This window comes from Ruminiclostridium sufflavum DSM 19573 (assembly GCF_003208175.1).
Taxonomy (GTDB): Bacteria; Bacillota; Clostridia; order Acetivibrionales; family DSM-1351; genus Ruminiclostridium; species Ruminiclostridium sufflavum.
On the sequence record NZ_QKMR01000006.1, the window covers coordinates 7,133 to 21,847 of the forward strand.

A 14,715-nucleotide genomic window follows, 5' to 3' on the forward strand; every position below is an offset into this window, starting at 1 on the left:
TTTACCTCTATGAAGGATAATTACATATTATCCTTCATTAACCCATAAACAGAATAAGAGATGTATATAAAAACTTTTACGGTTCAATATCTATAAGTCCAGTTGTGGTTTAAAGCCTTTGCAGGATAAAATATCATACTTAATTTTTTTGTATGATTGAAGGTTAAAAATTAGTATGTTATAGTTGTTTTAGGTTTTCAGCAAATTGCCGGGGTTGATTAACGAAAAAATAAAATCATAATGGCAGCCTTTGGAACTTCAAAGGGTAAGGCTTGAGTACCTTGAAGTACAATTTGTGGTGTTGTGTAAGTCTCATAATAATATATGCACTCTATGCGGAAACATATATGAAGCACTAAAAGGTCGTGATAATTTTGTACACAAGAAAAGACTTACTGCGTTTATTTATTCCCGCACTTATGGAACAGCTGCTTTCAACGGCAATCGGTGTGGTAAACACCATGATGGTAAGCGGACTGGGCGCTTTTGCGGTATCGGCAGTCGGAATAGTTGACTCCATAAACATTGTGGCAATGAATGTTTTTATGGCAGTTTCAACGGGAGCCACAGTGGTGATATCCCAGCATTTGGGGGCAGATAACAGAAAAGCTGCATCTAGGACAGCGGCACAGTCTGTATCATCTGTTGTTTTGCTTTCCGCATTGACGGGCTTGGGGCTTTACCTGTTTGGCGAGCAAATTATTAATATTCTATTCGGTAATGCCGAACAAATTGTAAAAAGTGCAGCTAAAACTTATTTGATATGTTCCGCTGTTTCCTATCCGTTTTTGGGTATGTTCAACGTTTTTACCGGTATATTAAGAGCGAATAATAATTTCAGAGCCTCGATGATTGCAGCTGTTGCATCGAATATTGTTAATGTTCTCGTAGGCGCGGTATGCATATTTTATTTAAAACTGGGTGTGCTTGGTGCAGGGATTGGCATGATTTCAGCCAGATTTTTTGGCGCTTTGATATTAATGCACCCATTATTTACCGACAATAGGATAAATATTTCCAAGCAGTCCTACAGGATAACCCTCAATATATTGAAGCCTGTTTTATATATAGGTGTTCCGGCAGGCTTGGACAGCCTTATTTTTAACGGCGGAAAGCTTTTGGTACAGACATTTATTACCTCTTTAGGTACGGCGGCTCTTGCGGCGAATACCATTGCGGGTTCGATGAATAATATCATCAACATTCCGGGCAATGCCGTTGCAATTGTTTCTGTATCGGTAATAGGGTACTACGCCGGGGCAGGATTACATGAGGACCTTAGGAAAATGATAAAGAAATTAACGCTTTATGCTATGATTTTGCTGGGAGGTGTTTCTTTAGCCTTCTTCCCATTTGTAGAGAGCTTTTTAAAGCTTTATACTCCGCCTGATGATGTTTTGAAAATGGCATTGCATGTTACGTATTTAACCTTGATATGCATACCTGTGTTCTGGCCTGCGGGGTTTATTGTATCGGCATGCTTGCGGAGCACGGGAGATTCTGTTTTTGTCACGATGGTTTCTATATCCAGCATGTGGCTGGTGAGGGTTTTCGGAGGCTATGTGCTGGTAAGATATACTGCATTAGGACTTATGGGCATTTGGATTGCATGGTGCTTTGATTGGGTGACGCGGGGAGTGCCTTATTGCGGCAGAGTGCTGTCACGCAGGTATGAAAAGCATCTTCCCCATATAGAAACATAATGTATTAAAGCTTAGATACCAAATAAAAACAATATCGCTTATAGAACAGCCTTATTGTACAGGCAGATAAAATTAAAAAAATAATATATATAAAGATTGATTAATATTAAACAGTATGGTATACTAACTAGCGAAAAAATACACACGCATCTGTCAGTTTGTTAGAGTGTCAGCAAGAGCTGATTAATCTCGGCAAAATTTTGTTGAGTGATAATGATGCGGAGGTATTAACTTTAACGGAGGTGTTTTTAATATGGCAGTTATTTCAATGAAACAGCTTTTGGAGGCAGGTGTTCACTTCGGTCACCAGACTAGAAGATGGAACCCTAAGATGGCAGAGTATATCTTTACAGAGCGTAACGGTATATACATCATAGACCTTCAGAAAACAGTAAAGAAAGTTGACGATGCATATTTCTTTATAAGAGAAGTAGCAATGGCAGGACAGGATGTCCTTTTTGTCGGGACAAAGAAGCAGGCTCAGGATTCAATAAAAGAGGAAGCCGATAGAAGCGGACAATTCTATGTGAACAACAGATGGCTGGGCGGAATGCTCACAAACTTCAAAACTATTCGCAAGAGAATTGACAGATTGAACCAGTTAAATGCAATGGAAGCTGACGGAACCTTTGAAGTTCTTCCTAAGAAAGAGGTTATTAAATTAAAGAAGGAAATGGAAGATCTTGAGAAGAATCTGGGTGGTATAAAAAACCTGAAGAAGATTCCGGGAGCAATGTTTGTAGTCGATCCGCGTAAAGAAAGAAATGCAATTCTTGAAGCAAAGAAGCTGGGAATTCCGGTTGTAGCTATAGTTGATACAAACTGTGACCCTGATGAAGTCGATTTTGTTATTCCTGGAAACGATGATGCAATTAGAGCTGTTAAGCTGATTGCTGCTAAAATGGCTGATGCTATTATAGAAGGCCGTCAGGGAGAGCAGCTTGAACCTGAAGCTGCAGAGGCTGCCGGCGAAGAAGCTGCGGAAGTGGCTGCTGAATGATTGGCTGATTAAGGGAGTATTGCTGAAATGGTCTTTTGTAAGCTCATTTTAGCAGTATTCTTGTGTGAAATATAAAAATTTAATATATCTTAATATTAGTAAGATAATATACGGTTTGGAGGATTAACGATGATCACTGCTGAAATGGTAAAGCAGCTCCGCGAAAGAACCGGAGCAGGAATGATGGATTGCAAAAAGGCTCTTACAGAAACCAACGGCGATTCAGAAAAGGCAATTGAGCTCTTAAGAGAAAGAGGGATAGCTAAAGCAGCTAAAAAAGCCGGAAGAGTTGCCGCAGAGGGTTTGGTAGAATCTTATATACATGGCGGCGGAAGAATTGGTGTTCTTGTTGAAGTAAATATTGAGACTGATTTTGCTGCAAAGAATGAAGAGTTTAAAATATTTGTTAAGGATGTTGCGATGCAGATAGCTGCAAGCAATCCTGAGTATGTTAGCAGAGAGGAAGTACCTGCTTCAATACTGGAAAATGAAAAAGAAATATTGAGAGTTCAGGCAAGAAATGAAGGAAAGCCTGAAAAAATTATTGATAAGATGGTTGAAGGCAGAATAGAAAAATTCTATACTGAGAAATGTTTGCTAGATCAGGCATTTATTAAAGATCCTGACATAACTGTCGACCAATTATTAAAAGAAAAAATAGCCCACATTGGTGAAAATATTTCTATCAGAAGATTTGCGAGATTTGAAAGAGGCGAAGGAATAGAAAAGAAAGAAGAAAACTTTGCTGATGAAGTCATGAAGCAAATAGGCGGTTAAAGATAATTTAAGGGGAACATATTTATTGTATGTTCCCCTTATTAAGGCCTTTTTTTATTAGTACTGAGTTATCATGTAGATATAATTATAAATGGAGGAGAGCTATGACTGAGCTGAAATATAAAAGAGTAATGTTGAAAATCAGTGGAGAGGCTTTATCAGGAGAAAAAGGCAATGGAATAGATACTGATACTATTAATAAAATATGTGATAAAATTTATATGGTTTATAAGCTGGGTGCAGAGATAGCAATTGTGGTAGGCGGGGGGAATTTCTGGAGAGGAAGAAGCGGTGTCGGCATGGACAGAACTACAGCAGATCATATGGGGATGCTGGCTACTGTCATTAATTCACTGGGCTTGCAGGATGCGCTGGAGTCAAGAGGAATTCCTGTAAGAGTTCAAACGGCTATCGAAATGAGACAGATTGCCGAGCCATATGTCAGAAGAAAGGCTGTAAGACATTTGGAAAAAAAGAGAATAGTAATATTTGCATGCGGAATGGGGAATCCTTATTTTTCAACAGATACTGCCGCGGCTCTCAGAGCAGCCGAAATAGATGCGGAAGCCATACTTATGGCTAAAAATGTAGATGGAATTTATGACAGTGACCCTTCAAAGAATCCTAATGCTGTTAAGCTTGATAAGCTGAGCTATCAGGAATACCTGAATAAGGGCCTGACTGCGATAGACCTTACGGCAGCTTCATTTTGCAAGGATAATGCAATACCCATGCTGGTATTTGGACTTGATGATCCTGAAAATATTATCAGAGCAGTTAAAGGTGATGAAATAGGGACTACTATATATTGAAATCACTCGGAAATAATTGTATGATATAGATATAAAATTTAGGAGGAGCTTTTTAATGGATAAGGAACTTTATAAACCTGTCGAAGAAAAAATGAACAAGACTATAAATGTATTAAAGGACAATCTTGCCGGAATCAGAGCGGGAAGAGCAAATCCCTCGATATTAGATAAGATTGCTATTGATTACTACGGCACACCTACACCAATTAATCAGGTCGCATCTGTATCTGTACCGGAGGCAAGAGTTATTTTAATTCAGCCTTGGGAGTCAAAGCTGCTTAAGGATATTGAAAAAGAGATTCAAAAATCAGACCTTGGCATAAATCCAAATAACGACGGCAAGGTCATCAGGCTTGTTTTCCCTGCGCTTACTGAAGAAAGACGTAAAGAATTAACTAAGTCAGTAAAAAAAGAAGGGGAAGACTCAAAGGTTGCTGTCAGATCAATAAGAAGAGATTCAATTGAAGCTATGAAAGCAAAGAAAAAAAATAATGAAATTACCGAGGATGATTTAAAGGATGCGGAAAAGGATATTCAAGCACTAACTGATAAATATATTGCGGATATAGACCGCATAGTTGCAGTTAAAGAAAAGGAAATCATGGAGGTATAACTATTTGAGTTATGCAAAAAACCGTTGAATATACAGGAGATGCTGCAAGCGAAAGCATTGGACTTTTGTCCGATGTTTCAGAGCTTGTTGGTCTTACTCTTGGAGATGCATTGAAAATAGCTAATAAGGAAGGCTATTGTATTGACAGTGTTACAATAACAGCACCTCCTAAATTAAAAATTTTTGAGTATGACCAATCATTTAGAGTGCTCAGGGTTCAAATTCTGGAAGATAAGAGATTAACCATACTTGTATGTAAACCCCTCTAAAAGAGGGGTTGTTTTAGATATGCCGGTGAAATCATAGCGTCTGCAATAAAATCAGATTGAAAAATAGTATTGTGCGTACCTCTGCGAAAAAGAGGTTTTCAACAGACAGTTTCACCATTCTTATGCCGAAAGCTCGGCGTGGAGGTTGATATGAGGTTTTTTGAAAGATTTTTTACTAAAAAAAATAAAATAAGTAAAGAATTCAAGGCAGTTCCCAATCATATAGCCATAATACCTGACGGAAACGGCCGCTGGGCAAAAAAAAGAGGCCTGCCCAGAAATATAGGCCATAGGGAAGGCTCTATGAATATAAAAAAGATAGTCATTTATTGCTCAAAAATTAAAGTTAAATATTTGACTTTCTATGCGTTTTCAACTGAAAACTGGAAACGGCCTCAAGGTGAGGTTGATGCTCTGATGAATCTGCTGCTCGAGTTTTTACGCAATGCGGAGAAAGAGCTTGACGGCAGCAATGTTCGTATTAAGGTAATAGGTGATGTTGCCGGTTTACCTGAGGAGCTGAAGAAGGAAATAATCAGAGTCGAGAAATATACAGGCAGCAATGATGGGCTGATCTTAAATATAGCCCTCAATTATGGCTCGAGATTTGAGATGCTGCATGCTGTTAAGGAAATTTCAAAAAAGGTTAAAGAAAACAAGTTATCTATTAATGATATAGATGAAAGTCAATTTGAAGGCTGCTTGTATACGGCTGGAATTCCGGATCCGGATTTGCTTATCAGAACAAGCGGAGAGCAGAGGATCAGCAATTACCTTTTATGGCAATGTGCATATACGGAATTATGGTTTACAGATGCATTATGGCCTGATGTAAACGAAAGCCATATTGCGGAGGCAATAATGGCTTATGAAAAAAGAAACAGAAGGTATGGAGGCTTAAGCTGAACAGCTTGAAAACCTAGTTCGTGCGAACATAGTGCATTTTCAAGCATCAAAAACCACAGGCGGTTTTTGATGGTGTGGAGTGGTATATATCAAAGTGATGCATACCGCTGCTTTGCAGGTTCGCCCCAGTTGTTTTGCCCAAATTTTTGCCGAAAACTCGGCGTGGAGGTCAGCCTGAAGGACATTATATATAACTGCGAAAGTACTGGTGTACCTCCACGAAAGACATACCAAATTTTTTGCCGAAAACTCGGCGTGGAGGTTATTATGCTAAAAACCAGAGTTATTAGTGCGGTAGCAGGACTTGCCCTGCTTATTGCTGTTTTGTATCTTGGCTCGGTGTCAATCGGTATTGCGATAAGCTTGATAGCTGCTATTGGACTCTATGAGTTTTACAATGCGGCTTCAAATATAAAAAATATTAACCCAATTAAAAGTGCGGGATATTTATCTGTTATTCCTCTATTGATTCTGGGTATTGAAAAAACAGGGCTGTTTAGAGTTGATGTCAGTATATTGTTGGGAATATCGGTATGCCTGATTATTTTTTTGAGTATGTCGTTTATTGTTTTGAATCATAATAGATATAATATTATAGATGCATGTGTTACTGCTTTTGGAATAGCATATGTGCCATTCCTTATGAGTTTCCTTATATTAGTCAGAAATATGGAACAGGGCGGCTATTTAATATGGCTGATATTTATCGGAGCATGGGGAACAGATACTATGGCTTATACCTGCGGACGTCTGTTTGGCAAAAGGAAGATTATCCCGGAGATAAGTCCGAAGAAGACATATGCAGGTGCAATTGGAGGAATAATAGGCTGTATTTTGCTTATGATTGCTTTTGGAGCTGTTTGCAGCAATAGCTTTGACTTAAAAATACCATATGCCGTATTGGCTTTATTAGGGTTTTGCTGTGGAATAATATCTCAGATTGGAGATTGGGCTGCGTCAGCAATAAAAAGATATGTTAACGTAAAGGATTTCGGAAATATTATGCCGGGACACGGCGGTGTTTTAGACAGATTTGACAGCATTTTATTTGTAGCACCGGTAGTATATTATATTATACTATTATTAAAATAGCGGCTATTATTTAATAGCTGTTAATATTTAAAATAAATTAGCAGCAGTTGTCAAAGTTAATATATAGTTAATATATAGTTAACATTTAGTTGGTAAAGTTAAGAAAATCGGAAAATATATGCAAAAAGCACAGCTGGCACAATAATTTAATTAATATTTAAACAATGGAGGCTAAATGGCAGACGTAATTTCAATAATAGGGTCTACAGGCTCAATAGGTGTCCAGACCCTTGATGTGGCAAGAAACCTTGGAATAAAGGTTGCTGCTATGTCAGCTAATTCAAATATAGATCTTTTGGAAAAACAAATTCATGAGTTCCTGCCTTCCGTTGTATCCATAGGCAGCGCAGAGCTGGCCAAAGAGCTTGAATACAGGCTTGAAGGTATGAATATAGAGGTATTGTACGGTGCAGACGGAATGAAACGTGTTGTTGAGCAGGAAAACGTTGATACCGTTGTGACCTCGGTAGTGGGAACAGCCGGACTTATCCCTACAATGCACGCAATAAAAAGCAAAAAAAATATTGCGCTGGCCAACAAGGAAACTCTTGTTACAGCAGGCAAGCTGGTTATCGAAGAAGCAAAGAATAACAATATAAATATTTTTCCTGTTGACAGTGAACATTCCGCCATATATCAGTGCTTAATGGGGAATAATGATAAGCAGGCTGAAAAAATAATAATCACTGCCTCCGGAGGTCCCTTCAGAGGGAAAAAAGCAGGTGAGCTGGAGGGAATTACTCCTGCTCAGGCATTAAAGCATCCCAATTGGAGCATGGGAAGCAAAATAACCATTGATTCTGCCACTCTGATGAACAAGGGACTGGAAGTTATTGAGGCAAAATGGCTGTTTAATATGGAGCTTGATAAAATTCAGGTATTAGTGCATCCTCAGAGTATCATTCATTCGATGGTTGAATATATTGATGGGTCGGTAATAGCTCAATTAGGTTCGCCTGATATGAGAACGCCGATTCAGCTGGCTTTGACCTATCCTCAGAGGTGCGGGAACAGCTTCCCGAGGCTTGATTTCTTGAAGACCTCCAAGCTCACCTTTGAAGAACCTGATACAAAAACCTTCAGATGTCTGCAGCTGGCTTATGATGCGTTGACAGCCGGAGGGACGATGGCTGCGGCAATGAATGCGGCAAATGAGGCAGCAGTTGCAGCGTTTTTAGATGGCAAAATTTCTTTTACGGCCATACCAAATATTATTGAAGCTGTAATGCAGCAGCATAATGTGAATATATGCCCAAGCCTGGATGATATAATAGAAGTAGATAAGTGGGCAAGGCAGGCGGCAATTGCTCTGATAGGCTGATTTGCCGAAAAGAGATACCGGATTGACAAAATATTATTTCAATACTGGAGGATTTATATGGGGATTTTACTGGGTATTCTGGTTTTAAGCTTTTTGATAATTATACATGAGCTTGGACACTTTCTTGTGGCGAAGGCATTTAAGGTAAAAGTAAACGAATTTTCTTTATTTATGGGGCCGAAGCTTTTTAGCTTCCAAAAGGGGGAAACCGTATATTCTTTAAGGCTTATTCCCTTGGGGGGCTATGTTAAAATGGAAGGTGAGGAAGAAGAATCAGAGGACGAAAGAGCGTACAATAAAAAACCCGTAGGCGTGAGAGCGGCAATAATTGCGGCGGGACCAATAATGAACATTGTAATTGCTCTTGTCATAGCATTTATAATGATGGCGCAGACCGGCTTCAATACAACGCAGGTAAAGACGGTATTGCCCGGTTCGGTGGCAGAGAATGCCGGAATACAGGTGGGAGATACACTTGAAAAATATAACGGAAAGACTATATATCAGGTTGGGGATTTAGAGGTTTTTGCTTATCCGTTGACAAATGAAAGCGTAGATTTACAGTATGAGAGAAACGGCGAAAAGCAGAAGGTCAATATAACTCCGAACAGGGAGCAGGATGGTTATATGCTGGGGTTTACACCTAAAGATACAGCAAATATTGACGGTTCTGAATCCAATGTTGTTGCAGAGGTTACAGATAAATCCCCCGCAGATGAAGCAGGGCTCAAAGCCGGAGACAAAATCGTTAAGCTGAATGGCACAGAGATAAAAACTAGACGGGATATTTCAAAGATTGTAGACCAATCCGAGAAAAAAGAAATTACAATAACTGTGGACAGAGCAGGGAAAATACAGGATTTAAAGCCGATAACACCTGTTGCCAGAAAGACCTCTGAATGGAAAGCTATCGGCGTGGAATTTGAATATTCAAAAGGCGGGTTTATTAACACCTTAAAGGCCTCAATAAATTATACGATATCAACCTCGAGAACAATATACTATTCGATAGGGTGGCTTTTCACCCAAACCGTACATCTCAGCGATTTAAGCGGACCTGTTGGAATAACCAGTGTTATAAGTGATGTTGTAAGGCTTAGCCCGTCTTTAATGGATAAGGTTATTAATCTGTTATCCATGACTGCAATGATAAGTATTAATCTTGGACTGGTAAATCTTATACCGTTTCCGGCTTTGGACGGAAGCAAGCTGGTTCTGCTGCTGATAGAAAAAATAAGGAAAAAAGCATTGAATCCCGAAAAGGAAGCGATGATTACAATGGTAGGCTTTGTGCTGCTGATTGTATTATTGGTTTATGTGACATACAATGATGTTTTGAAAAAAATATTGCACTTATAGCGGAATATCTTACACTATAGGTTCAGCAGACAGAAATTAATCTTAATACCGGGGTAAATTATCAGGAAATATTGAGGTATGGGGAGAAGGTAGAAATGGTTTTGGAACAATATATACAGAGAAGGCAGACCAAAAAAATAAGAGTGGGAGACATTTTTGTCGGAGGAGATGCTCCAGTCTCTGTACAATCTATGACAAATACTGATACACGTGATGTGAAGGCTACAGTAGAGCAAATAAAAAGCCTTGAGGATGCAGGCTGTGATATAGTCAGGGTAGCGGTTCCGGACAGTGAGGCGGCAGCAGCAGTTGGTGCAATAAAAAAGGAAATAAGCATACCGCTTGTCGCTGATATACATTTTGATTACAGGCTGGCCTTGGCTTGTATGAAAAACGGTGCCGATAAAATACGTCTGAACCCGGGAAATATAGGAGGTCAGGATAGAGTCAGGGCAGTGGCCGATATGGCAAAAGAGAGGCAAATACCAATAAGAATAGGTGTAAATTCAGGCTCTGTTGAGAAGGGTATAATAGAAAAATATGGAGGTGTCACACCGGAAGGTATGGTGGAGAGTGCTCTTGCTCATAGTGTGATGCTTGAAAATGTTGATTTTGACGATATAATTATATCAATAAAGGCTTCTGCTGTTTCGATGACTATAGCGGCATACAGGCTGCTTTCTCAAAAAAGCCGGTATCCTCTGCATATCGGTGTCACTGAGGCAGGTACTATTTACAAGGGGACTATTAAATCAGCTGTGGGAATTGGCAGCCTGTTATCGGAGGGGATAGGAGACACACTGCGGGTTTCCCTGACAGGTGATCCCGCAGAAGAGGTCAGGGTAGGCAAGCAGATTTTAAAAGCATTAGGGATAATTAAAAACGGTATTGAGGTGGTATCCTGTCCTACCTGCGGAAGAACCCGCATCGATTTGATAGGTATTGCAAATAATGTGGAACCGGTTCTTGATAAGCTGGATAAGAATATTAAGGTTGCTTTAATGGGCTGTGCCGTTAACGGCCCGGGAGAGGCAAAGGATGCCGATATAGGTATAGCCGGCGGTATAAATGAGGCCTTGCTCTTCAAAAAGGGTAAAATAATCAGAAAAATTCCTCAGGACAGAATAGCAGAAGAGCTTCTCAAGGAAATAAAGGATATGTAGCCGTCAGCTGTCTGGCAATTTTTATTACAGATTACACCGGCAGGGACAGCCCTTTTTGATTAAATGGAAGTTATTTTTTAAAAACAATAATAAATTGTTGATAATTAGAAATAATAATGATATAATACACAAGGATAGAGGTTTAATAGACTTTACTGCCAAGAGTGGGGATTCCCACTCTTTGTTGTTATTTATCCCAAGTATATTGATATAGAATGAGGGCACTTATAGTGCCTAAGTTTTTGCGTAATAATATTTTCTCAATTTTAATTAATGAAGCTGTGAGTAAAAAAATATATACATGAATAGAACTGAAACTCTGGCTCATGGAGGCAGGAAAGAATATGAAAATTAATATACAGCAAGTAATTACAGAGCTTGCGGCACCTATAGCTGAAAACCTGAATTATGAATTGGTTGATGTGGAGTTTGTAAAGGAAGGTGCAAATTGGTATCTTAGAATATATATTGACAAGCCGGGCGGAATAGGAATTGATGATTGCCAGATTGTCAGCGAAAAAATCAGTGATATTTTAGATAAAAAGGATCCTATAGAACAAAGCTATTATTTGGAGGTTTCATCTCCCGGATTGGAAAGACCGCTTAAAACTGAGAGAGACTTTATAAAATATAAAGGTGAACTGGTTGAACTCAAGGTTTTTCAGCCTGTAGACGGCAAGAAAATATTTGAGGGTGAATTGGTTGGATTAATAGATAATAAAATTGTAATAAATCAAGAGGGCAATACTATTGAATTTGAAAAAAACAAGGTCGCCATTGTAAAAAGGGCTGTTAAATTTTAATAATTGATTCTTATTGGAGGTTAGCAAAATGAGCGCTGAGTTAATGTTAGCACTTGAACAGTTGGAAAAGGAAAAAGGAATAAAGAAAGATATAATAGTTGAGGCCATAGAGGCTGCTCTTATTTCAGCATACAAAAAGAACTTTGGTTCGGCAATGAATGTAAGTGTAAATATAGATAGAGAAACCGGGGATGTTAAGGTTTTCGGACTCAGAAAAATTGCTGAAGTGCCTGATACAGAAGCTATGGATATATCGGTTGAGGAAGCTGCAAAAATTAATCCTTCACTGAATGTCGGTGATGTTGTAGAAATGGAGGTTACTCCAAGAAGCTTCGGAAGAATAGCAGCCCAAACTGCAAAGCAGGTAGTGGTTCAGAAATTGAGAGAGGCTGAACGCGGAATAATTTATGATGAGTTTTACAACAAGGAATGTGACATAGTAACCGGTATTGTTCAAAGAGTGGAAAAGAGAAATGTCATTGTTGACCTTGGCAAAACAGAAGCTGTTCTTGCTACGACAGAGCAGACACCGGGGGAAGAATACCGGTTCAACGAGAGGATAAAAACGTATATTATTGAAGTTAAAAAGACAACTAAAGGTCCTCAGATTATGATTTCAAGGACTCATCCGGGTTTGGTCAAGAGACTTTTTGAGCTGGAGGTTCCGGAAATACATGACGGTACTGTTGAGATAAAGAGTATATCAAGGGAGGCGGGCTCGAGGACAAAAATTGCAGTATACTCCAAGGATGAAAATGTAGATCCTGTCGGAGCCTGTGTAGGACAGCGGGGCACAAGAGTTCAGGCTATTGTGGATGAGCTAAGAGGAGAAAAGATTGACATTATTAAATGGAGCAATGATGTAAGAGAATATATTTCAAGCAGCCTAAGCCCTGCGAAGGTTGTCAGAGTCGATGTGGACGAGGAGCAGAAGTCTGCAAAGGTTGTTGTTCCGGATTACCAGCTGTCACTGGCAATTGGCAAGGAAGGGCAGAACGCAAGACTTGCAGCTAAGCTTACAGGCTGGAAAATTGACATCAAGAGTGAATCACAGTTAAGGCAAGCTATTGAAAAACAGCTTTTTGATGATAATATAGGAACCCATTACATGGATTACAGTGATGACATTCAAAATGATGACAGCGATCAGGAGGACTTTATTTCTGATTAATCAAATTTGAAAATTATTTTTTATGGAAGGTGTGGATTGATGAAGCAAAAAAAGATTCCATTACGCATGTGTCTCGGGTGCAAGGAAATGAAGCCCAAGAAGGAGCTCATACGTGTGGTAAAAAATAATGAGGGAGAAATCAACATTGATCTCGTTGGTAAGAAGCCTGGAAGAGGTGCGTATATTTGCAGAAATGTAGAATGTCTTGAAAAAGCCATAAAGGCAAAAAGGCTTGAAAAGGCTTTTGAAACTGCAATTGATATAGATATATATAACAACTTAAAAAACCAATTGGAGGGAAATGATGGATAAGGTTTATTCCTTATTAGGGCTTGCTAAAAAGGCCGGTCAGCTGGTATCCGGTGATGAGACCTGCGAAAGAAATATTAAGTCAGGTAAAGCTGTTCTTGTCATAGTAGCGAGAGATGCTTCAGAAAACACGAAGGACAAATTTAAAAGTATTTGTAAATTCAGGGATGTCTGCTACAGAGAGTTTGGTGAAAAGCTGGAACTCGGCAGATATACGGGAAAAGAAATACGAGCCGTTATTTCAATTTTATCTAAAGACTTTAAAAATGGCCTTCTTAAATTAATAGATGCTCAAATAAATGAATACGGGGGTGAAGGTATTGGAAAAAGCTAGAATTTACGAGCTTGCGAAAGAACTTAATACTACAAGTAAAAGGTTAATAGAAAAGCTTGCTGAGATAAATGTTAATGTAAAAAACCATATGAGCCTTCTTGAACCTCATGAATTAGATGCACTTTATAAGCATATAGGTGTAATTAAGCATGAAGACAAGAAAGCTGACGAAGATAAGAAAGCAGTTCCTGACAATGCCCATGCGGCGGAAAGAAAAAAGGAAGCTAAAAAGGATTCCAAAAGTGCTCCGAGAATTATCCGGACAACAGAGATAATACTTGATAGCAAAGTGGAAGCGGGCAGTGCTGAGCCTGCAAACAATTATTCAAAGAAAAGTTCCAGAAATGCCGGAAAGTCAAATTATAAAAATGAATATGTGAAAACCGAATCCAGTTCTTCAGGGCTAAGACCGGGGTTTGTACATGATATAAAGCCTGAGACAAAGAATAAGCATGGTGATAAAGGCAATAGAGTTGCCGAACCCCCAAATATTACAGCGAAAGCACCTCAAGCAGGCAAAGATGATATTTTAAACATAAATCAGAACACAAAAAATGAGGATGTAAAAAAAGAGGATAAAACTGTGGCGGATAACACTATTCAATTTGAATCAAATTTAATAAATAGCAATGAGGCAACAGATACATCTAAGTCAAATATCAGCGAAGCTGCACATGGAGGTGCAGAACCTAAGAATATTGGAAATAGTGAGTCTGCACCAGTTGTAGCCCAAAACAGGGCACAAGCAGGCAGTGATAAGGATATAAAAAAAGCAGATAATAAAGCCTCAGAAAAGTCACCTGATGGAAGTACTTCACACAGGCCGGAAAAGTCACGTATGCAGTATGATAACGGACACCAGAATCATCAGAACAGTGGTTCTAAACCGGACAGACCGCAGGGCCAGTACAACAATCAGAGGACAGACAGACCGCAGGGTCAGTACAGCAATCAGAGGACAGACAGGCCGCAGGGCCAGTACAGCAATCAGAGAACAGACAGGCCGCAGGGCCAGTACAATAATCAGAGAACAGACAGACCGCAGGGTCAGTACAATAATCAGAGAACAGACAGACCGCAGGG

Annotated in this window: 16 protein-coding genes; all 16 read left to right on the forward strand. The window is 39.2% G+C overall.

Features of this window, described 5'->3' with window-relative positions:
- Nucleotides 1-374: 374 nt before the first annotated feature.
- A complete protein-coding gene (locus tag LY28_RS06155) occupies nucleotides 375-1,703 on the forward strand; it encodes an MATE family efflux transporter (protein WP_242981168.1) in 1,329 nt (442 codons plus the stop codon).
- A 253-nt stretch (nucleotides 1,704-1,956) separates the two neighbouring features.
- Entirely contained in the window at nucleotides 1,957-2,703 is a 747-nt protein-coding gene (gene rpsB, locus LY28_RS06160; protein WP_110461308.1) for a 30S ribosomal protein S2, read from the forward strand.
- 129 nt (nucleotides 2,704-2,832) lie between these two features.
- On the forward strand, nucleotides 2,833-3,480 hold the full coding sequence (tsf, locus tag LY28_RS06165; RefSeq protein WP_110461309.1) for a translation elongation factor Ts: 648 nt from the start codon (nucleotides 2,833-2,835) through the stop codon (nucleotides 3,478-3,480).
- 104 nt (nucleotides 3,481-3,584) lie between these two features.
- A complete protein-coding gene (pyrH, locus tag LY28_RS06170; protein ID WP_110461310.1) occupies nucleotides 3,585-4,292 on the forward strand; it encodes a UMP kinase in 708 nt (235 codons plus the stop codon).
- A gap of 55 nt (nucleotides 4,293-4,347) precedes the next feature.
- Nucleotides 4,348-4,905 (forward strand): ribosome recycling factor, encoded by a 558-nt coding sequence (gene frr / locus LY28_RS06175; RefSeq protein ID WP_110461311.1) that lies wholly within the window; start codon nucleotides 4,348-4,350, stop codon nucleotides 4,903-4,905.
- 11 nt (nucleotides 4,906-4,916) lie between these two features.
- Nucleotides 4,917-5,174: a hypothetical protein gene (locus tag LY28_RS06180; protein ID WP_110461312.1), complete on the forward strand. Its 258-nt coding sequence runs from the start codon at nucleotides 4,917-4,919 to the stop codon at nucleotides 5,172-5,174.
- Nucleotides 5,175-5,324: 150 nt separating this feature from the next.
- Nucleotides 5,325-6,080, forward strand: coding sequence for an isoprenyl transferase (locus LY28_RS06185; RefSeq protein ID WP_110461313.1), 756 nt, complete (start codon nucleotides 5,325-5,327; stop codon nucleotides 6,078-6,080).
- Between the two features lie 267 nt (nucleotides 6,081-6,347).
- A complete protein-coding gene (locus LY28_RS06190; RefSeq protein WP_110461314.1) occupies nucleotides 6,348-7,172 on the forward strand; it encodes a phosphatidate cytidylyltransferase in 825 nt (274 codons plus the stop codon).
- Nucleotides 7,173-7,347: 175 nt separating this feature from the next.
- Complete coding sequence (locus LY28_RS06195) at nucleotides 7,348-8,493, forward strand: 1-deoxy-D-xylulose-5-phosphate reductoisomerase (protein WP_110461315.1); 1,146 nt, start codon at nucleotides 7,348-7,350, stop codon at nucleotides 8,491-8,493.
- A 57-nt stretch (nucleotides 8,494-8,550) separates the two neighbouring features.
- The gene (rseP, locus tag LY28_RS06200) at nucleotides 8,551-9,852 is read left to right on the forward strand and encodes an RIP metalloprotease RseP (protein ID WP_110461316.1); all 1,302 of its coding nucleotides are present in this window, start codon (nucleotides 8,551-8,553) and stop codon (nucleotides 9,850-9,852) included.
- A gap of 95 nt (nucleotides 9,853-9,947) precedes the next feature.
- The gene (gene ispG, locus LY28_RS06205; protein WP_165835509.1) at nucleotides 9,948-11,015 is read left to right on the forward strand and encodes a flavodoxin-dependent (E)-4-hydroxy-3-methylbut-2-enyl-diphosphate synthase; all 1,068 of its coding nucleotides are present in this window, start codon (nucleotides 9,948-9,950) and stop codon (nucleotides 11,013-11,015) included.
- A 344-nt stretch (nucleotides 11,016-11,359) separates the two neighbouring features.
- Nucleotides 11,360-11,818 (forward strand): ribosome maturation factor RimP, encoded by a 459-nt coding sequence (gene rimP / locus LY28_RS06210; RefSeq protein ID WP_110461317.1) that lies wholly within the window; start codon nucleotides 11,360-11,362, stop codon nucleotides 11,816-11,818.
- 28 nt (nucleotides 11,819-11,846) lie between these two features.
- Entirely contained in the window at nucleotides 11,847-12,989 is a 1,143-nt protein-coding gene (nusA, locus tag LY28_RS06215; protein ID WP_110461318.1) for a transcription termination factor NusA, read from the forward strand.
- Nucleotides 12,990-13,028: 39 nt separating this feature from the next.
- Entirely contained in the window at nucleotides 13,029-13,301 is a 273-nt protein-coding gene (gene rnpM / locus LY28_RS06220; protein ID WP_110461319.1) for an RNase P modulator RnpM, read from the forward strand.
- The gene (locus LY28_RS06225; protein ID WP_479692072.1) at nucleotides 13,291-13,632 is read left to right on the forward strand and encodes a L7Ae/L30e/S12e/Gadd45 family ribosomal protein; all 342 of its coding nucleotides are present in this window, start codon (nucleotides 13,291-13,293) and stop codon (nucleotides 13,630-13,632) included. The genes rnpM and LY28_RS06225 overlap by 11 nt, the downstream gene beginning before the upstream one ends.
- A partial coding sequence (locus tag LY28_RS06230) for a translation initiation factor IF-2 N-terminal domain-containing protein (RefSeq protein WP_207658062.1) occupies nucleotides 13,619-14,715 on the forward strand: 1,097 nt, incomplete at its 3' end. The genes LY28_RS06225 and LY28_RS06230, both read left to right, overlap by 14 nt.

Coding starts and splice junctions, on each gene's coding strand:
- rnpM (WP_110461319.1), top strand. CDS start 13,029: ATGAAGCAAAAAAAGATTCCATTACGCATGTGTCTCGGGTGCAAGGAA.
- pyrH (WP_110461310.1), top strand. CDS start 3,585: ATGACTGAGCTGAAATATAAAAGAGTAATGTTGAAAATCAGTGGAGAG.
- LY28_RS06195 (WP_110461315.1), top strand. CDS start 7,348: ATGGCAGACGTAATTTCAATAATAGGGTCTACAGGCTCAATAGGTGTC.
- rpsB (WP_110461308.1), top strand. CDS start 1,957: ATGGCAGTTATTTCAATGAAACAGCTTTTGGAGGCAGGTGTTCACTTC.
- LY28_RS06225 (WP_479692072.1), top strand. CDS start 13,291: ATGATGGATAAGGTTTATTCCTTATTAGGGCTTGCTAAAAAGGCCGGT.
- ispG (WP_165835509.1), top strand. CDS start 9,948: ATGGTTTTGGAACAATATATACAGAGAAGGCAGACCAAAAAAATAAGA.
- LY28_RS06180 (WP_110461312.1), top strand. CDS start 4,917: ATGCAAAAAACCGTTGAATATACAGGAGATGCTGCAAGCGAAAGCATT.
- nusA (WP_110461318.1), top strand. CDS start 11,847: ATGAGCGCTGAGTTAATGTTAGCACTTGAACAGTTGGAAAAGGAAAAA.
- rimP (WP_110461317.1), top strand. CDS start 11,360: ATGAAAATTAATATACAGCAAGTAATTACAGAGCTTGCGGCACCTATA.
- tsf (WP_110461309.1), top strand. CDS start 2,833: ATGATCACTGCTGAAATGGTAAAGCAGCTCCGCGAAAGAACCGGAGCA.
- rseP (WP_110461316.1), top strand. CDS start 8,551: ATGGGGATTTTACTGGGTATTCTGGTTTTAAGCTTTTTGATAATTATA.
- LY28_RS06185 (WP_110461313.1), top strand. CDS start 5,325: ATGAGGTTTTTTGAAAGATTTTTTACTAAAAAAAATAAAATAAGTAAA.
- frr (WP_110461311.1), top strand. CDS start 4,348: ATGGATAAGGAACTTTATAAACCTGTCGAAGAAAAAATGAACAAGACT.
- LY28_RS06190 (WP_110461314.1), top strand. CDS start 6,348: ATGCTAAAAACCAGAGTTATTAGTGCGGTAGCAGGACTTGCCCTGCTT.